Below are 18357 nucleotides of genomic sequence, written 5' to 3'. Positions count from 1 at the left end.
CCGTTCCCGCCGTGGGCCGCGCCGACAGCGACGGGACGGGCGCTAACGTGGAGACCATGGTCATGTCGCAGCGCCGGGTGGGCGCCTCCGGTCTGCTCGTGTCGGCAACGGGCCTCGGCTGCAACAACTTCGGACGCAGCGGCACCGCCACCGAGACGCTCACCGGGACCCGCGAGGTCATCGACGCCGCGATCGCCAACGGGATCACGCTGCTCGACACGGCGGACATGTACGGCGCCGTCGCCGGCACCAGCGAAACCCTGATGGGACAGGCCCTGGAAGGGCGCCGAGACCGCGTGGTGCTCGCGACGAAGTTCGGCCACGAGCGCGACATGGGCTACGCCTTTCCCGCGGGCCGTGGTTCCCGTCGATACGTCCGTCGAGCAGTGGAGGAGTCCTTGCGCCGACTGCGCACGGACTGGATCGACCTCTACCAGCTGCACCTGCCCGATCCCGAGACGCCGATCGCGGAGACGACGGATGCCCTCGATGAACTCGTCCGCGAAGGCAAGATCCGTTACTACGGGCATTCGAACTTCTCCGGCTGGCAGATCGCCGAGGCGGAGTTCACCGCACGCGAGCGGTCGACGGGCCGCTTCATCTCATCTCAGAACCACTACTCGTTGCTCGCTCGTGCGGCCGAACGCGAGGTGCTCCCCGCCGTGGAGCGCTACGGGCTCGGGTTCTTCCCGTTCTTCCCGCTGCACAACGGGCTGCTGACGGGCAAGTTCACCCGGGAAGGCGGCCCCGCATCGAGCCGCATCATGTCGAGTCGTCGCCACGTGTGGGAGAACGCGCCGTGGGATGCCATCGAGGAGTTCCGCGGGTTCTGCGACGAACGAGGCATCACGATGCTGCAGGCGTCGTTCGGCTGGCTCCTCTCCAACCCTGTCGTCTCGAGCGTGATCGCCGGCGCCACCTCGGCGGCCCAGGTCGAGGCGAACGCCCTTGCGGGAGACGCCTGGCGCCCCGACGCCGCCGACCGCGAGACCATCGACAGGCTGTTCCCGCTGCCCGAAGACCCGGGTGCCCGGGTATGAGCCGGGAACCGGAGTTCCACTACGATGTGTGAGTATCCTGCGCTCGCCCGATCCGCCGCAGGTCCATCGGAGGCAGCACGTGGCTGAGACGACGAAGACGCGCAGCATCACGATCGCACAGCGCCCGCTGCTGCTCTCGTGGGCCGGCGTCACCGACCTGGGGCGCCGTCGTGAGACGAACCAGGACGCGTTCCTTGCGGAGTACCCGCTGTTCATCGTCGCCGACGGCATGGGCGGTCATGCCGGGGGAGAGATCGCCAGCCGCAGCACCGTCGCGAGGCTCGAGGCGGTCGTCGAGTCGGGCGAGGTCGACAGGGCTGCGATCGAGAACGCTCTCGAGCTGGCCGTGGCCGACATCGCCGATCACCCGGAGACGACCGACGAGGGCACCGGCACCACGCTCACCGGCGTCTTCCTCGACGTCGCGGGGGACGAGCCGCAGTGGGTCTCGCTCAACATCGGCGACTCCCGCGTCTACCTGCTCCGTGACGACCGGCTCGTGCAGGTGACGACGGACCACTCCGTCGTGCAGGAGCTCATCACGGCGGGCAAGCTCAGTCCGGAGGAGGCCGAGGGGCACCCGTACAGCAACGTCATCACCCGTGCCGTCGGTGCGAGCGAGCTCACCCCGCCGGACTACCTCACGATCGATGTGCGGGCGGGCGATCGCTTCGTCATCTGCTCGGATGGGCTCACGAAGGAGCTGACCGACTACGGGATCCAGCACTTCCTGCGCGAGAACGCCGACCCCGCTGATGCCGTCGATGCGATGCTCGCCGCAGCGCTGGAGAACGGCGGACGCGACAACGTCACGCTGGTCATCGTTCAGGTGAGCGGTGAGGACGACTCGCTCTCCACAGAGGACGAGTCCGCGGAGTAACCGCTCCACTTCTGTGGACAGCATCCTCTCCGGATGCGCCATGCTGTGCACTGAGGTGCATGGACTCCTTTCCGATCACGCTCCCTGCTGCGCCGCCTTCGCCGCGGAGGCCCGCTCTGCCGTTCATGGCGGCGATCGTCCCCGTCGCGGCCGGCGTGGTGCTCTGGCTGGTCACCGGTTCTCTGTTCGCCCTCTGCTTCGCCGCACTGGGACCTCTGATGCTCGTCGCTTCTCTCGCCGACGCGGCGCGGAGCCGACGCCGGGACCGGCGCCGGAACGCTGCGGAGGCCGCAGCGGCATGGGCCGAGGCCGAAGCCGAGCTGGAGCGCCGGCAGCGCGAGGAGCGCGCCGCACGATGGCTCCAGGATCCTGATGCCGCGTCATGCCTCGTCCAGCCGCCGCTGCGCGGCGCGCACCCGCCGGACGAGTCGAGTGCGCTCGTGGTGGGCAGGGGAAGGGTGCCGAGCGGCATCCGCTGCGGTGGGGGAGACGATGCACGCACGCGCGACTTCCGGGAGCGGTCGGCGACGCTGCACGATGCGCCGCTTGCGGTACCGCTCGGGCGGGGCGTCTGTCTGCGCGGACCGGAGGCGTTGACGGCCGCGGTGGCCCGGGCCGTCGTCGTGCAGCTGTGTCTGCGGTTCGGTGCGGCTCAGCTCTCGCTCGTCGGCGACGATCTCGCGCGCTGGGGACTCGAGTCGCTGCCGCACGCGCTGCGCGCACGACGGAGCGGATTCCGGATCGGCGTCGCGGCGTCGAGCGGGTCACGGGTCGATGCGGATGCGGTCGTCTGGCTGGCCCAGACGGGAGGCGAGGTGCCCGACGGCATCACGACCGTGATCGACGTCGTGGAACCGGGGTCGGCGACGCTGCGGACGCCGCGAGGCATGGCGGACGTCGCCGTGGAATGCCTCTCGCTCGCGCAGGCGCAGGCGGTCGCCGGGGAATGCCGGGAGGAGCATCGGGACGCCGACATGCTTCCGGTGTCCGTCGGCATGCGCGAACTCGCGCAGTCACCGGGCGACCACGGGCTTCCCGCGGTCATCGGACGGAGCGCCCACGAGGACATCGTGGTCGACATCGTGGAGGACGGGCCGCATGCGATCGTCACCGGCACGACGGGGACGGGGAAGAGCGAGCTCCTCGTGACCTGGGTGACCGCGATCGCCGCGTCCAACGGCCCCGACCGCGTGACGTTCGTGCTCGCGGACTTCAAGGGAGGCACGGCCTTCGAGCCGCTGAGAGAGCTCCGACAGGTCGCGGCCGTCATCACCGATCTCGACGACGAGGGCGCGCGACGAGGCGTGTCGAGTCTGACCGCGGAGCTGCGGCACCGGGAGGCGGTGCTCGCGGCCGCGGGCGCCAGAGACGTGCGCGACGTGGCGATGCCCCGCCTGATCATCGTGGTCGACGAGTTCGCGGCTCTCCTGCAGGAGCATCCGGATCTCGGTGCCGTCTTCACCGACGTCGCCGCGCGTGGTCGGGCGCTGGGCATGCACCTCATCCTCGGCACCCAGCGCGCCGCAGGGGTGGTCCGCGACGCCCTCGCGGCGAACTGCCCTCTGCGGATCAGCCTGCGGGTCGGAGACGCCGCCGACAGCAGGCTCGTGATCGGCACGGATGCCGCGGCCGAGCTCCCGGGCGGCGCGGGCTCACGCGGTGTCGCCCTGGTGCGCCGCCCCGAGGATCATGCTCCGGTCGCGCTGCGTGTCGCCCTCACCGGCGCGTCGGACCTGCGGCGCGTGGGGATGCGGTGGGCAGCCGTCGACCGGCCGCGCAGCCCCTGGCTTGCTTCGCTCCCCGGACGTATCCCGCTCAGCGATCTCACCGGACCCGCCGCGGCTCTCCCGGCGGGACAGGTCGTCCTCGGACGGGCCGACGCTCCCGAGCGGCAGTCCCAGCCGCTGGAGCTGCTGTACCCCGGGCCGGAGCGGGGCCTGTCCATCCTGGGCGCTCCGGGGTCGGGGCGAACCGCGGCGCTGCGCACGATCGCCGCGCAGCGCGCCGATGCGCGATGGGTGCCGTCCGATCCCGAGCACGCCTGGGACCTCGTCACGGCCTGGGCGACCGGCGGCGAACCGCTGCCCGCGGTGGTGCTGTGCGACGATGTGGACGTCCTTCTCGCCGGACTGCCGTCCGAGCACGCGCAGCAGCTCGCCCAGCGCTGGGAACAGGTCCTGAGGGCGGGCGGAGGCGCGACCGTCGTGATGACCGCGTCGCGTGCGACAGGTCCGGTGGGGCGCCTTCTCGACGCGCTTCCGCGGAGGGCTCTGCTGCGGATGCCGAGCCGCGTCGAGCACATCGCCGCCGGAGGCGAGCCGTCGGGGTTCGTCCGCGATCGCATCGCCGGCCGCGCGACGCTGGGCGGGCGTGAGGTCCAGTTCGCGTGGGTCGAGGAGCACGCGGTCGCCATCTCCGCGGAGGCAGTGCCTCCGGCGTGGGTCCCGGCGGCGAGCATCACCGCGGTGGTGAGCACGGGCGCCCCGGAGATCGTCGCGCGGCTGCAGATCGCTCACCCCGACTGCGAGGTGCTCCTGCCCGGTGCGGAGAGGCTCCGTCCGTCCGCCTCGTGCATCCTCGTCGCGGACGCGGAGACCTGGCAGCGCAGCTGGTCGGTCTGGCAGCGCATCCGCGCCGAAGGGGAGATCCTCATCCGCGCCGAGCAGCCGACGGATCTCCGTCAGCTCGCAGGCGTCCGCGAGCTTCCGCCCTTCGCGCGTCCGCACGCCGGTCGTGCGTGGTCGGTGCGCGGGGCTGGATCGCCGCGGCGCGTCATCGTTCCGGCGCTCAAGCCCGGGTGAGAGAGGGTGCCGACCCGGGGTGGGTCAGATGCCGCTACCCGGTCGGATGCTGCCGACCACGCCGCCGCCACCGAGGACCTCGAGCGGAAGAGCCGCCTGGAGAGTTGCGACGTCGGCATCGCTCAGACCGCCGGCGCGAGCCAGCAGGGTCGCGGCGACGACGGTCGAGGCACGCGGGGCGCCGTCGAGCATCTTCAGCGCCACCGTGGTGCCGTTCGGGGCGACCATCACCATCACGCCTTCGGCGCCGCCCTTGGTGAACACCCCGAGCTTCTCGATCGCGATCGTGTCGGGACGGCCGGGGCCCTCGATCGTCCACGGGTTCTCCCGCACCGCGCGCACCAGAGAGCCGGCAACACGGTGCAGCGCGAACGGAGAGCGATCCGACGCCGTGCCGATCCGGTGGATGGCGCGGGCGAGTCCGGTGAGCGTCAGCGCGTGCACCGGCGCTCCGCAGCCGTCGATCGCCGTGTGCGCGATCTTCTCGCCGGAGAGGCGCTCGACGACCTCGCGGATGTGAGCCTGCAGCGGGTGCGTGGGATCCAGGTATCCGTCGGTCGACCAGCCCGTGGCCACGCAGGCCCGGAGCATCGCGGCGTGCTTGCCGGAACAGTTCATGCGCACGCGCGCCGCCTGGCCGTGCTCGCGGACGAGTTCGTCCCGCGTCGCCGAGTCCGTCGGCCAGGCCGGGGGACAGCCGAGGTCGTCCTCCGTCAGACCGCCCTCGGTCAGGACGTCGCGTACCACGGAGGCATGGCGATCGGTCCCGGTGTGGCTGGCCGTCGAGAGTGCCAGCTGCTCGCCCTCCAAGACGGCGCCCGCCGTGATGCAGGCGACGGCCTGCAGCGGCTTGAGGCTGGAACGCGGAAGGATCAGCGCCTCGACGTTGCCGTGGCGTGCGACGATCTCGCCGTCGGTCGACAGCACGACGGCGGCACCCGCATGGCGGGACTCGACGAACCCGCTGCGTTCGACGACGGCGAGTTCCACGGCATCCTGAACGGTGAGAGTCTCCAGCACCTCTCGATCCTAACGCCGCGTCCCGCCGGGCCCTGGCAGACTTGACGTATGGCAGAGCAGTCGACCCCTCGCGCCCTCGGCGAGCACCGTTACGCCCTCACGTCCACCTGGACCGGGAACACCGGCAGCGGGACCAGCGGCTACCGCGACTATCGCCGCGACGTCACGATCGAGGTCGATGGGAAGCCCGAGCTCCTCGCCTCGTCCGACAAGCCGTTCCGCGGCGATCCCTCACGATGGAACCCCGAGGATCTGCTGCTGGCATCGCTGTCCGAATGCCACCTGCTGTCGTACCTCCATGCCTGTGTGACGGCCGGCGTCGTCGTCGTGTCCTACCGCGATCAGGCGAGCGGGATGATGCGCGAGAACGGCGCGGGCGGAGGAGCCTTCGTCGAGGTCATGCTGCGGCCGGAGGTCGTCGTCGCCGAGGCGTCGATGATCGACGCTGCCGAGCGCGCCCACGCGCAGGCGAACGAGTGGTGCTTCATCGCGAACTCGATGAACTTCCCGGTGCGGCACGAGGCGACGGTCACCGCGCTCGCGTCGTAGCGCGCGGCGACGTCGCGTCAGCGTCGTTCGTGCGGCAGCGCCTGCTTGATCTTCTCGATGGCTCCCTGCGCCGGAGCCTCGTTGTAGGCGCCGGCGAGCTCCTGGCCCGAGAGTGCGTGGATCGCTGCCATGATGTCGTCGGTCGCGAGTCGACGTGCTCGTCCGCTCGTCGCGGGCCCGTGCGGGGACAGGTCGAGCGGTTCGCCGAACCGCACCGTGATCCGCTCGGAGATGGTGGGGACCTTCGCGCCGACCGGCATCACCTTGTCGGTTCCGATCAGGCCGACGGGTACGACCGGTGCGCCCGTCTGGAGAGCGAGGAACGCCACGCCCGTGCGGCCCTTGTACAGGCGGCCGTCGGTGGAGCGGGTGCCCTCCGGATAGAGCGCGACCGCGAGGCCCTCATCCAGGAGCTGGCGCTGCAGGTCGAGCGCATCGAGCGCTGCCTGCCCGGCGCCTCGGCGAACCGGGATCGCACCGATCGATTGGAAGAACGTCTTGCTCATCCAGCCCTGGAAGCCCGCGCCCTCGAAGTAGGTCGACTTCGCCAGGAAGTGCACGGGTCGCGGAGCGGCGACCGGGATGGCGATCGAGTCGATGAACGAGAGGTGATTGCTCGCGAAGATCACCGGTCCGCTCAGCGGAACGTTCTCACGGCCTTCGATCCGCGGCCGGTAGACCAGGCGGGCCAGCGGCGTGATGAGCCCGCGGCCGAGCCGGTAGGCGAAACCGGCGTGGCGCGGTTTCGCTGATTCCTCTGAGGCCGGAATCTCTTCTGACGAGGCTTCGGGCTCGACGGACTGCTCAGAGGTCATCAGAGCAGGTTACTCCCGGATCCATGCCATCGCGGGAATGAAGAATCGCGCCGCGCCTCCCAGCGCGGGCAAAGGGGGATGGGGGAGGATGGAGTGTCCCGCCCGCGATCCTGAGGTCTCCCTGTGCGCAAGCGTCCGCTCGTCATTCTGTCCACCGTCGCTGCGGCGACCCTTCTGCTGGCAGGCTGCTCCGGCAGCGGCGCCCCGGAGAGTTCGAGCACGCCCGATCCCACGGCGTCGAGCTCCTGCGCGCTGGACGCGCAGCCGGGCGACACCTCCGATGCGGTCGTCGTCGACGGTGAGGGTGCCGACACCAAGATCACCGTGCCGGCCGACGCCGCCTTCGCGGGCGTCGAGCGCACCGTGGTGAGCGCGGGCGACGGCGAGGACATCGGGGTGGGTGACCTCGTGTCCGTGCAGTATCAGATCATCGACGCAGCGACCGGTGACGTTCTCGACTCATCAGCGCGTGGAGAGGGCGGTCTTCTGCCCGTGCTCCTCGACACGAACCAGTCGTCGCTGTTCGTCGCCGCTCTCGAGTGCGAGCCGGTCGGCTCGCGCGTCGTCCTCACGTTGCCTGGCAACGTGCTCGGTGAAGGCGCGAACAACGTCGTCGTCTACGCCGAGGCCGTCGAGCACCTCCCCGAGGTCGCGACGGGCACCCCCGTCGATCCGACCCCCGGCATGCCCGCCGTCGAGCTCGACAAGGCCGGGAAGCCGACCGTGACGATCCCCGACGGGGACGCGCCCACCGAGACCAAGGTCGCGGTCCTCAAGCAGGGCGACGGGGCAACGGTCGCCTCCGGCGACCTGGTCGTGGTGCAGTACCTCGGCGTGAAGTGGTCCGACGGCAGCGAGTTCGACTCGAGCTGGAGCCGCGACGCGGCGCCGGCGCAGTTCCAGACCACCGGTGTCGTCGCCGGCTTCCAGAAGGCTCTCGAGGGCCAGAAGGTCGGCTCGCAGGTCGTCGTCGTGATGCCACCGGCTGACGGCTACGGCGCGAGCGAGGGGCACGAGCTCCAGAAGGAGAGCCTCGTCTTCGTCGTCGACATCCTCGCCACGACGCCCGTCCAGCCGCAGCAGTAGTCGCGGCGGGCGCGTGTCCTAGGCTGGCGTCATGCGTCGCATCATCGTCCTCGGCTCCACCGGCTCCATCGGAACGCAGGCGCTGGATGTGATCCGCGCGAATCCTCGGCGCTTCGAACTGGTCGGCCTCGCCGCCGGATCGAACGCGGAGATGCTCGCGGCTCAGGCGGCGCAGTTCCAGGTCGAGGACACGGCCCTCGGCGCGGTCGAGGCCGAGCAGCTCGTGCGGGATGTCGAGGCGGATGTCGTCCTCAACGCGATCACGGGTTCGATCGGGCTCGGCTCGACCCTCGCCGCGCTGAAGGCCGGACGAACCCTCGCTCTCGCCAACAAGGAGTCGCTCATCGTCGGCGGCGAGCTCGTGCTCGCGGCCGCGGCCCCCGGGCAGATCGTGCCGGTCGACTCGGAGCACTCCGCGCTGGCGCAGGCGCTCCGGGCGGGAACGCATGCTGAGGTGCGACGGCTCGTCGTCACGGCATCCGGTGGTCCGTTCCGCGGTCGCAGCCGCGCCGAGCTGGCAGACGTCACCCCGGCGGAGGCGCTCGCGCACCCGACGTGGGACATGGGGCGCATGGTCACGACGAACTCCGCCACCCTCGTGAACAAGGGGCTCGAGGTCATCGAGGCACATCTCCTCTTCGACATCGCGTACGACGACATCGACGTCGTGGTCCATCCGCAGTCCATCGTCCATTCGATGGTCGAGTTCATCGACGGCTCGACGATCGCGCAGGCTTCCCCGCCTGACATGCGCCTGCCCATCTCGCTGGGCCTCGACTGGCCGCACCGTGTCGGCGGAGTCGGACGTCCCCTGGACTGGACGACGGCCTCCTCGTGGACCTTCGAGCCTCTCGACGACGCGGCCTTCCCGTCGGTCGCACTCGCGAAGGCCGTCGGGCGAGCCGGCGCGACCTTCCCCGCGGTCTACAACGCCGCCAACGAGCAGACCGTCGACGCCTTCCACGAGGGGCGCCTGTCGTTCCTCGGCATCGTCGACACCATCGCCCGCGTCGTCGACGCGCACGAACCGCCCGATGCGCTCACGGTCGAGTCGCTCGCGGCCGCGGAATCGTGGGCGCGCCAGACCGCCGATCGGCTGATCGCGGCGGCCTGACGACGAGAGACCGCCGGGGCGGCCCCGCGGTCAGTCCTCGTCGGGGTACGGCACCGGCCAGCGCGAATCCGGCACGGGCCATCCGGCAGCGCGCAAGGCGCGTCGGGCCAGCTCTCGCGCCGAGTACGGCGTGCGGACCCCGCGGATGTCGCGGTAGTCCTGGTGCCCGGGTCCTGCCCAGAGGATCGCATCGCCGTCGCCGACCAGGCCGACGGCCGCGATGATGGCGCTCTCGGGCGGGGAGTACTCGTGGATCTCGGCATCCGGCCGTGCGCTCCGCGCGCCGGCGACCAGAGTCGCCCGGATCGAGGCAGGATCCTCGAAGCGCGGGTGGTGGTCGGTCACGACGAGCACATCGCTGCCCTCGACGGCGGTGCGAGCCATGTCGAACCGCTTGCTCGCGTCGCGGTCGCCGTCCGCGCCGAACAGCATCAGCACGCGTCCGGGCGTCACGCGCCGGACGGCGGCGAGGGTCTTCTCGAACGCGTCGGGCGAGTGCCCGAAGTCGACGAAGACCGCCGGTCCCCGGTCTCCGGAGACGAGCTGCGTGCGGCCGGGGAGATAGGCGCGGATGCCGCCGTCGCGGGAGAGCGCGTCGACGATGCGCTGCCACGGGTATCCGCCCTCGAGGAGCATGACGATCGCGAGCGCGGCGTTCGCGGCCATGTGCGGACCGATCACCGGGACGGTCGTGGTGAGCGAGCCGGCGGGGCCCGTCATCGTGAAGGTCGTGCCGGCGGCGCGCTCCTCATCGATGACGACGACCCAGTCCGCGCGTCCGGCGGCGTCGGGATCGGCCGCGATCGAGGGAGTGCCGACGGTCACAGACGGGATCTCGGAGCGCTCCACCACGACGGCGCCCGACGCGGAGTCGAGGCAGATCACGGCGCGCTGCGCGCGATCGGGGCGGAACAGCGGCAGCTTGGCCTCGAAGTACTCGTCCATGTCGGCGTAGTCGTCGAGATGATCGTGGCTGAGGTTGGTGAACCCGGCGACGTCGAAGCGGATGCCGTCGACGCGGTGCCGCGACAGGGCCTGCGCGCTGACCTCGACCGCGACGGCCTCGACCTCGCGCTCGCGCATCAGTGCGAGCAGGGCGTGCATCTCGGACGCCTCCGGCGTGGTCAGCCGCGAGACGATGATCTCGCCCGCGATGTGACGCTCGGCGGTCGAGGAGAGGCCGGTGACGACGCCCATCTGATCGAGGATGCCCTCCAGCAGGTGCGAGACGCTCGTCTTGCCGTTGGTGCCGGTGGTCGCGAACAGCAGCGGGAGCGGGTCGTCGGCACCGGTGCCGTAGACCCAGGCGCTGAGGTCTCCGAGGATCGCGCGGGGGTTCTCCACCACGAGGATCGGGACTCCGGACGCTGCGGCGATCTCGGCGCCCGGCTCATCGGTGATGACGGCCACGGCCCCCTTCTCCGCCGCGGCTACGGCGAAGTCCGCACCGTGGCGGTTGACGCCCTGGATCGCGACGAACGCCTCGCCGGGCCGCAGATCCGCGGTGGCGAGGGTGATGCCGGAGACCACGATGCCGGTCACATCGCCGCGGACGGCGTCGGCGAATCGGGAGGCGAGTTCGGACAGCTCACGCCGGGGCGGGTTCGCGGGGCGGAGCACGGGAGGCAGGCTCGGTTGTTGTTCAATCGACATGTCGAATCCATGATCTCACGGAGCCGGGACGAACCCCGTCTGCGGCCCGCCCCCTCCCGCGCGCGATGCATGGGAGGAGGCGGACTGTGTCGTCAGACGCGGCGACGGTAGGCGAGCACCGCGACCACGAGGGCGGCGATGCCGGCCACGAGTCCGCCCGCACCGAGGACCGTGGGCAGCGGGTCCGCGGCGACCGGCTCCGCCGCGGCATCCGTCGTGGTCTCCGTCGCACCGTGCTCGCCATGGCCGCTGGCAGCGGCCTCGGTGACGGTCACGACGGGTGCGGGGGAGTCCAGGTCGTGGGGGTTCTCACCCTCGGCGGCGAGCTGCGTCCACTCGGTCGCCCCTTCGACGCACTGCTGCACGACCGGGAACGCCAAAGAGGCCGGGGTGTCCTCGTCGAGGCCCACCGACATGCTCACCGCGCCACGGAGATCGACCGGAACGGGGGTGAGGGCTGTGTAGGTCACGGCGCTCACCAGTCCGTCGGCACCGCGCTCGACGTCGATGGTCCAGTCGCCGTCGAGCGTGGGAGCCACGGATGCGAGACCTTCGGGCATCGTGATGCGGAGTGCTGTGGTGGGGGAGTCGTCGCACCCGTGCGAGAAGGAGAATGTGAGCACGCCGTGGTCGCCGGCCACGATCTCGTCGGGGCTGACGTTGACGTGCGCGGCGGCCATCGTCGGGACGGCGAGAGCGAGGACGGCACCGCCGAGGACGGCGGCGGAGGTGATCGAGACGCGACGGGCGCGGCTGCGGGAGGTGTTGCGGGACATGGGAGTACTCCTGATTGCTCGTTGATGCGGGCGCGTCGGAACGACGCGGGAACCCGCGAAGGATGACGCTGCCGGGGCAGCGGAACGTCGGTGCGGCGGATCAGCCGCGGACGAGCACCGGAGGTCCGCGTCGCGACGCGGCGGCGGAGACCGCGGCGTCGGACGGGCGCACGAGGAGGGAACGGAGAGAGTCGGGGCGCCGGTGCTCGGCGGGCGCGCTCAGGAACGCTCGGAGGAGAAGCGTCTGGAACCAGCGGGCGATGCCGCGCAGCAGCGCTTCGCCGTGCCAGATGAGCAGCGTGGTGATCGCCGCCGCGACGATGTGCGCGAAGAGCATGGTCGTATCCGCCGCCGCGACAGGCGGCAGCGCCCCGAGGGCGTCGAGCGCGACGTGATGCGAATGGCCGGCGCCGACCGCGGCGGATCCCGTCGGCGAACCCAGCACCTGGAACAGCAGGTGGAAAGCCGCCTGCGCGAACAGGACGGTGGCTGCGACGCGAGGGCGCGACGGCCGGACGCCCACGAGAAGAGCGCAGAGCGGGGTGAGCAGAGTGGACATCGCGAGGATCAGCAGCGGATGCGGCGCGGATCCGCCGCCGAGCGTGTGCGAGACGGCGGCGATGAGCGTGGCCACGGAGGAGACGGCGGCAGCGCGTACCAATCGCAGCTGCCGGGTCGTCACCGTGTCAGCCTAGCCGGATCGGGGTGCCGGGCGGATTCCTAGGCTGCGGGCAGTAGCGTGAGCACGTGGAAATCCTGCTCTATGTGGGCGGCATCCTGTTCATGCTGATCGGCCTCGGCTTGTCGATCGGCCTGCATGAGGTCGGCCATCTCGTCCCCGCCAAGCTCTTCGGCGTGCGCGTCGGCCAGTACATGATCGGCTTCGGTCCGCGGCTGTGGTCGAAGCGGATCGGCGAGACCGAGTACGGATTCAAGATGCTGCCGCTGGGCGGCTTCATCTCGATGTCGGGCATGTACCCGGCGTCGAAGACCGCCGGTCCGGCGAAGGGCGTGTTCCGCACGCTGATCCAGGATGCGCGCTCCGCGAACGACGAGACCATCGCCGAGGGCGCGGAGGACCGGGTCTTCTACAGGCTCCCGGTGTGGAAGCGCGTGGTCGTCATGCTCGGCGGGCCGCTGATGAACCTGCTCCTCGCGGTCATCATCTTCACGGTCCTCGTCTCCGGCATCGGCGTGCAGCAGGGTACGACGACGATCGCGTCGGTGACCGAGTGCGTCGTACCGGCGGAGTCCACGGCCACGGAGTGCTCGGCCGATGATCCGGCATCGCCGGCGGCCGAGGCGGGCATCGAGCCGGGCGATGTGCTGGTCTCGATCGACGGCCAGCCGGTGTCGACGTTCGCCGATGCGACGGCGATCGTCCAGGCAGCACCCGGCGAGACTCTCGACATGGTGGTTCGCCGCGACAGTGCGGAGCAGACCCTGCGCATCACGCCGATCGCCGCCGAGCGCACGATCACGGATGCCAGCGGGCAGCCGATCCTCGACGAAGCCGGCGAGCCCGTGGTCAAGGAGGTCGGCTACGTCGGCATGGGATCGCAGATGGGCTACGTGCAGCAGCCTCTGAGCGCGGGCCCGGAGATGACGGCGGACAACGTCGCCAGGGTGGCTTCGCTGATCGTCACGCTGCCGGTGAGACTCTGGGACGTCGGAGTGTCACTCGTGACGGGAGGTGAGCGCGACCCGAACGGGCCGCTGAGCGTGGTCGGGGTCGGCCGCATCGCCGGAGAGGTCGCCGCGACCGACGCCCCGATCCTGAACCGCTTCGCGGTGCTCCTCGGACTTCTGGGCTCGCTCAACATCGCCCTCTTCGTCTTCAACCTCATCCCGCTGCTGCCCCTCGACGGCGGTCACGTCGTGGTCGCGCTGTGGGAGGGCATCAAGCGGATCTGGGCGAAGCTCTTCCGTCGGCCGCCGCCGGCGCCGGTCGACGCCACGAGGCTCGTCCCGCTGACGGTCGTCGTCGCGGTGCTGCTGATCGGGATGGGCGCGCTCCTGCTGGTCGCCGACCTGTTCAACCCTGTCGACATCCTGCAGTAAGCGGCCCCGGGGCAGGTGCTCAGGCGAGTGCGTGACGGACGAGACGCTCGAGCGTGTGGATGCCGTCTCGCGACAGGATCGACTCGAGATGCCCCTGCACCGAGGCGAAGTGGGCGCCGCGGAGCGCGTAGACGTCACCCGATCCGGCGTCCGCCGAGACCTCCGCCGGCCCGACCGTCGTCGTGCCGGGCGCGACCCGGGCGGTGAAGGTGTTGTAGAAGCCGATCGACGGCTCCTCACCGAACACGGGCACCGCCTTCTGGAGGCCCTGATGCGGAGCATCGAGCGACGTCAGCGCGATGCCGAAGCGGTCGCTGAGGATCTGGTGGCTCAGGCAGACGGCGAGCAGCGGGGCCTCGGCATCCATGCGCCGAGCGACGACCTCGCGCATGCGGGCGATACGGGAGTTCGCGGCATCCCGAGGGTCGCCGGGGCCGGGGCCCGCCACGACGATGTCGGCCGCATCGAGATCGGCGTCCTGCACCTCGCTCCAGGGGCTGATCGTGACGGCGAGGCCGAGGTGGCGGAGCTGGTGGGCGAGCATCGTCGTGAAGCGATCCTCGGCGTCGACGACGAGGGCGGTACGTCCGGCGAAAGGTCCGTCGAGGTCGTCGCCCTGCGGGTTGAGCCAGAAGTCCGCGAGCCGGGCGTTGCGCGATGAGAGCAGTGCGGCGATCGTCGGGTCGTCGGCGAGGGCCTTCTCGTCACCGGGGGCATCCGCGTCGCTGCGCGCCTCGGCGACGCGATCGCGGTCGATGGCGCCGATGGCGCCCAGAACGCCCGCTGCCTTGCCGTGGGTCTCCGACACCTCGCCGAGCGGGTCCGAGTGCCGCACCAGGGTCGCGCCCACAGGGACGCTCAGGGCGCCGTCCTGGAGATACACGGTCCGGATGAGGATCGGGGCGTCGAGGTCGTGTCCACCGGCGTCATTCGGGGTGAACAGCGCCGCCACACCGGAGTAATAGCCGCGGGGCTTCTTCTCATGCCGGCGGATGACCGCGCAGGCGTTCTGCATCGGCGAGCCGGTGACCGTGGGGGCGAACATCGTCTCGCGCAGGATGTCGCGGGGATCGAGGGCACTGCGTCCGCGGAGCATGTACTCGGTGTGCGTGAGCCGTGACATCTCCTTGAGGTGCGGACCCGTGATCCGGCCGCCGTCGGAGCAGACGGCGCTCATCATCTTGAGCTCCTCGTCGACGACCATGAACAGCTCCTCGGTCTCCTTCGTCGACGCGAGGAAGTCGACGAGGGTCTCCCTGGTGGCGCCTCCGGCCGGGTGCCGGAACGTGCCGGAGATCGGATTCATGGTGACGACGCCGCCACGGGCGACGACGTGCGCCTCCGGGCTCGCACCGACCGCGATGTGGCCGGGGGTGAACACGGCGAACGTCCAGTACGCCCCGCGCTCGTGCGTGAGCAGCGCGCGGAACCAGGTGAGCGCCGCTGTGCGGTCGTCGACGTCGATGTTCGCCGTGAAGTCGCGGCGGATGACGAAGTTGGCTCCCTCGCCGCGTCCGATCTCCTCGGCGATGACCTTCTCGACGATCGCGGCGTACTCCGCGTCCGCGATGTCGAAGCCGTCGTCGTGCAGCGGCACGGGTGCGTCGGGGAGCGCGGCGAGAAGCTGCGCGGTGTCGAGGTGCACGTGCTCGTCCACGACGATGCAGCGCAGGGGTGCCCCGTCGTCCTGCGCCACGAAGCCGCGCTCGCGGACCTGTCGATACGGGACGAGCGCGAACACCTCGCGCGGCACGCCGTCGACGTCGAGCGGGATGTCGCGGAGCAGGTCGACGTCGACGACGTCGCCGGTGAGGAGCTCGACGGTGTCGGCGCCGTCGCGTGCGATCAGCACGAAGGATGACGCCGGGTCGGTGCTGAGCTCGGCGAGTCGTGAGAGGGTCATCGATGTCTCCTGTGCAGGGCTCCGGCTCGGCTCAACGAAAAGACCGCCCCGGAGGCGGTCTGGATTCGTGGGAACGCGAACACACCGCCTAGGAGGCGGGCCACCAGGTGAAGTTCGCGAGCATGGGGTGAAAACTACCACACCGGAGGCGCCGTCCCCGGGCGGATGACACCGTGACCATGCGGCCGACATCCAGCCCTCGTGCATCCTGGCGGCGTAGGCTTGAGGGGTGCCAGCAGTGAATCTTGGGATGCCGAAGGTCCCCGTCGTCCTCGCCCCGCGTCGCAAGTCCCGCCAGATCAAGGTGGGCAAGGTGCTCGTCGGTGGTGACGCACCCGTCAGCGTGCAGTCCATGACGACGACGAAGACGACCGACATCAACGGGACCCTGCAGCAGATCGCCGAGCTCACGGCGTCCGGCTGCGAGATCGTGCGTGTCGCGGTTCCCTCGCAGGACGATGCCGACGTGCTGCACATCATCGCGAAGAAGAGCCAGATCCCGGTGATCGCCGACATCCACTTCCAGCCGAAGTACGTCTTCCAGGCGATCGACGCCGGCTGCGCCGCTGTGCGTGTGAACCCGGGCAACATTCGCAAGTTCGACGACCAGGTGGGCGCGATCGCGAAGGCGGCGAAGGACGCGGGTGTCTCGCTGCGGATCGGCGTCAACGCAGGGTCCCTCGACCCGCGTCTGCTGCAGAAGTACGGCAAGGCGACTCCGGAGGCCCTCGCCGAGAGCGCGCGCTGGGAGGCCTCGCTCTTCGAGGAGCACGATTTCCACGACTTCAAGATCTCGGTGAAGCACAACGACCCGGTGATCATGGTTCAGGCCTACCGCCTGCTCGCGCAGATGGGCGACTGGCCGCTGCACCTCGGCGTCACCGAGGCAGGTCCGGCGTTCCAGGGCACGATCAAGAGTGCGACGGCGTTCGGCATCCTGCTCGGCGAGGGCATCGGCGACACCATCCGCGTCTCGCTGTCCGCACCTCCTGCGGAAGAGGTCAAGGTCGGTCACCAGATCCTGCAGTCCCTCAACCTCCGCGAGCGCAAGCTCGAGATCGTGTCGTGCCCGTCGTGCGGACGCGCGCAGGTCGACGTGTACACGCTCGCGGAAGACGTGACCGAGGGGCTCAAGGACATGACCGTCCCGCTGCGTGTCGCCGTGATGGGCTGCGTCGTGAACGGTCCAGGCGAGGCGCGCGAGGCCGACCTCGGTGTCGCCTCCGGCAACGGCAAGGGGCAGATCTTCGTCAAGGGCGAAGTCATCAAGACCGTCCCCGAGGCCGACATCGTCGCCACGCTGATCGAGGAGGCGAACCGGATCGCCGCCGAGATGGGCCCCGAGGCTCCGCTCGGCACGGCCCAGGTCGTCACGGTCTGACGCGAGACCCGAAGGAGACGATGATGTCGCAGAACTCCGTACCCGCTCCCGTGCAGGCGATGGTCGATGCGATCAACGCGGCTGACACCGAGGCTTTCGTGTCGGCGTTCACCGCCGACGGCTTCGTGAGCGACTGGGGAACGGTCAAGGCAGGCCCCGACGGCGTCCGAAGCTGGGCGGGAAGCGATGCGATCGGCGCCGGAGCGCGCATGACCGTGCTGAGCGCCACGACCGAGGGGGAGACGACCCGCATCCGGTTCGGATGGTCCAGTCGCGTGTTCAACGGCGAGTCCGATGGCATCTTCGTGGTGGAGGGCGACAAACTCGCCAGCTTCACCATTCCGCCCGCTCACTGAGCATGTCGGCGTCCCCGGACGCCGTCCCGTCACTTCGCACCGACCCCAGGAGTCCCATGTCGTCAACGATCGTGTCCTTCGCCGATGGCTCTGTGATCGGAGACGGAGTGGTCACGCGGGTCGAGGCCGCTCCCGACGGAGTCGTGGTCGTTGTCGACGTGTCGCCGTTCCATCCCGTGGACCACACCTGGCCCGATCAGCCCGGCGATTCCGGAGAGATGACCGCGGGGGATGAGCGTGCGGCCGTCGTCGAGGCCGTCATGGCAGCGTCGAGCGATGCCGGCGAGTTCGCCGTCGGCAGCGCGATCCCCGTCAAGCGCGGCGCCGAGGGCTGGACATGGCTGGTGGGGCATCGCCTCGCCGGGGATGCGCCCGAGGGGCTCGTCCCCGGTACACCGGTCACGCTGTCGGTGGATGCCTCTCGCCGTGCGGGACTGAGCCGTGGGCACACCGCGTGCCATCTCGCCTCGCTCGCGCTGGACCTCGCCGTCGCCGACCTGTGGCGCAAGGACCCCGGCGCCGACGCGCTCGGCAACCCCGACTTCGAGGGTCGGGCGAACCAGACCAGTCGCATCCACGAGGACGGTGCGGTGGACGAGTACCGGCTCGGGAAGAGTCTGCGTCGTGCCGGGTTCGACACGGAGACCTTCGCAGCCACACTCGACGCCCGTGCGGCGCGCATCAACGCCCAGCTCGCCGACTGGGTGGCGTCGGGAGCCTCCAGCCGCATCGAGGTCGAGGGGCCGACCATCGTCGATCGCCGGCGCTGGCACTGCGAGCTGCCCGAGGGTGAAGCCGTGATCCTGTGCGGCGGGACGCACGTCGCGTCGCTGTCGGAGTTCGCCTCGATCACGGTGACGCTGGATCTGACCGACCCGCAGCTGCTGGTGATGACGACGACCGCGGTGCCGGCGGGCTGAGC

At 70.5% G+C, this 18357-nt stretch carries 16 protein-coding genes; 10 read left to right on the top strand and 6 right to left on the bottom strand.

Features of this window, described 5'->3' with window-relative positions; genetic code table 11:
* The first annotated feature begins 56 nt into the window (after positions 1-56).
* From MRBLWH11_RS16630 to MRBLWH11_RS16620, 3 genes are all read left to right on the top strand, one after another.
* Positions 57-1040, top strand: coding sequence for an aldo/keto reductase (locus MRBLWH11_RS16630; protein WP_341945616.1), 984 nt, complete (start codon positions 57-59; stop codon positions 1038-1040).
* A 79-nt stretch (positions 1041-1119) separates the two neighbouring features.
* Entirely contained in the window at positions 1120-1920 is an 801-nt protein-coding gene (locus MRBLWH11_RS16625) for a protein phosphatase 2C domain-containing protein (protein WP_116635251.1), read from the top strand.
* A gap of 59 nt (positions 1921-1979) precedes the next feature.
* Positions 1980-4721 carry an FtsK/SpoIIIE domain-containing protein gene (locus MRBLWH11_RS16620; protein WP_341945615.1) on the top strand — a complete coding sequence of 914 codons (2742 nt, stop codon included), beginning with the start codon at positions 1980-1982 and terminating at the stop codon, positions 4719-4721.
* 24 nt (positions 4722-4745) lie between these two features.
* Here the strand turns inward: MRBLWH11_RS16620 and MRBLWH11_RS16615 are convergent, their stop codons facing one another.
* A complete protein-coding gene (locus MRBLWH11_RS16615; protein ID WP_341945614.1) occupies positions 4746-5741 on the bottom strand; it encodes an asparaginase in 996 nt (331 codons plus the stop codon).
* 48 nt (positions 5742-5789) lie between these two features.
* Between MRBLWH11_RS16615 and MRBLWH11_RS16610 the strand changes: the two genes are divergently transcribed.
* Positions 5790-6290: an OsmC family protein gene (locus MRBLWH11_RS16610; protein WP_341945613.1), complete on the top strand. Its 501-nt coding sequence runs from the start codon at positions 5790-5792 to the stop codon at positions 6288-6290.
* 17 nt (positions 6291-6307) lie between these two features.
* Here MRBLWH11_RS16610 and MRBLWH11_RS16605 read toward each other — a convergent pair whose 3' ends face one another.
* Complete coding sequence (locus MRBLWH11_RS16605; protein WP_341945612.1) at positions 6308-7105, bottom strand: lysophospholipid acyltransferase family protein; 798 nt, start codon at positions 7103-7105, stop codon at positions 6308-6310.
* Between the two features lie 123 nt (positions 7106-7228).
* Between MRBLWH11_RS16605 and MRBLWH11_RS16600 the strand changes: the two genes are divergently transcribed.
* Complete coding sequence (locus tag MRBLWH11_RS16600; RefSeq protein WP_341945611.1) at positions 7229-8191, top strand: FKBP-type peptidyl-prolyl cis-trans isomerase; 963 nt, start codon at positions 7229-7231, stop codon at positions 8189-8191.
* Positions 8192-8222: 31 nt separating this feature from the next.
* Positions 8223-9305: a 1-deoxy-D-xylulose-5-phosphate reductoisomerase gene (dxr, locus tag MRBLWH11_RS16595; RefSeq protein ID WP_341945610.1), complete on the top strand. Its 1083-nt coding sequence runs from the start codon at positions 8223-8225 to the stop codon at positions 9303-9305.
* Between the two features lie 30 nt (positions 9306-9335).
* On the opposite strand, the gene MRBLWH11_RS16590 is transcribed toward dxr, so the two are convergent.
* The 3 genes from MRBLWH11_RS16590 to MRBLWH11_RS16580 form a co-directional block, all read right to left on the bottom strand.
* Positions 9336-10958 carry a UDP-N-acetylmuramoyl-L-alanyl-D-glutamate--2,6-diaminopimelate ligase gene (locus MRBLWH11_RS16590; protein WP_341945609.1) on the bottom strand — a complete coding sequence of 541 codons (1623 nt, stop codon included), beginning with the start codon at positions 10956-10958 and terminating at the stop codon, positions 9336-9338.
* 92 nt (positions 10959-11050) lie between these two features.
* Positions 11051-11734 carry a YcnI family protein gene (locus tag MRBLWH11_RS16585; protein ID WP_341945608.1) on the bottom strand — a complete coding sequence of 228 codons (684 nt, stop codon included), beginning with the start codon at positions 11732-11734 and terminating at the stop codon, positions 11051-11053.
* Between the two features lie 100 nt (positions 11735-11834).
* A complete protein-coding gene (locus tag MRBLWH11_RS16580) occupies positions 11835-12416 on the bottom strand; it encodes a hypothetical protein (RefSeq protein ID WP_341945607.1) in 582 nt (193 codons plus the stop codon).
* Positions 12417-12481: 65 nt separating this feature from the next.
* On the opposite strand from MRBLWH11_RS16580, the gene MRBLWH11_RS16575 reads away from it, so the two are divergent.
* Positions 12482-13795 (top strand): M50 family metallopeptidase, encoded by a 1314-nt coding sequence (locus MRBLWH11_RS16575; protein ID WP_341945606.1) that lies wholly within the window; start codon positions 12482-12484, stop codon positions 13793-13795.
* A gap of 19 nt (positions 13796-13814) precedes the next feature.
* On the opposite strand, the gene MRBLWH11_RS16570 is transcribed toward MRBLWH11_RS16575, so the two are convergent.
* Positions 13815-15698, bottom strand: coding sequence for a chorismate-binding protein (locus MRBLWH11_RS16570; RefSeq protein WP_116635239.1), 1884 nt, complete (start codon positions 15696-15698; stop codon positions 13815-13817).
* Positions 15699-15948: 250 nt separating this feature from the next.
* Between MRBLWH11_RS16570 and ispG the strand changes: the two genes are divergently transcribed.
* The 3 genes from ispG to MRBLWH11_RS16555 are packed head-to-tail and all read left to right on the top strand — an operon-like array spanning position 15949 to position 18355.
* Positions 15949-17079: a flavodoxin-dependent (E)-4-hydroxy-3-methylbut-2-enyl-diphosphate synthase gene (gene ispG, locus MRBLWH11_RS16565; protein WP_116635238.1), complete on the top strand. Its 1131-nt coding sequence runs from the start codon at positions 15949-15951 to the stop codon at positions 17077-17079.
* Positions 17080-17102: 23 nt separating this feature from the next.
* On the top strand, positions 17103-17435 hold the full coding sequence (locus MRBLWH11_RS16560) for a nuclear transport factor 2 family protein (RefSeq protein ID WP_116635423.1): 333 nt from the start codon (positions 17103-17105) through the stop codon (positions 17433-17435).
* Positions 17436-17491: 56 nt separating this feature from the next.
* Positions 17492-18355 (top strand): hypothetical protein, encoded by an 864-nt coding sequence (locus MRBLWH11_RS16555; RefSeq protein WP_116635237.1) that lies wholly within the window; start codon positions 17492-17494, stop codon positions 18353-18355.
* Positions 18356-18357 lie beyond the last annotated feature (2 nt).

This window comes from Microbacterium sp. LWH11-1.2, assembly GCF_038397745.1.
GTDB lineage: Bacteria > Actinomycetota > Actinomycetes > Actinomycetales > Microbacteriaceae > Microbacterium.
Note: the sequence above shows the minus strand (reverse complement) of the source record. Positions and strands in the feature narration are given on the sequence as shown.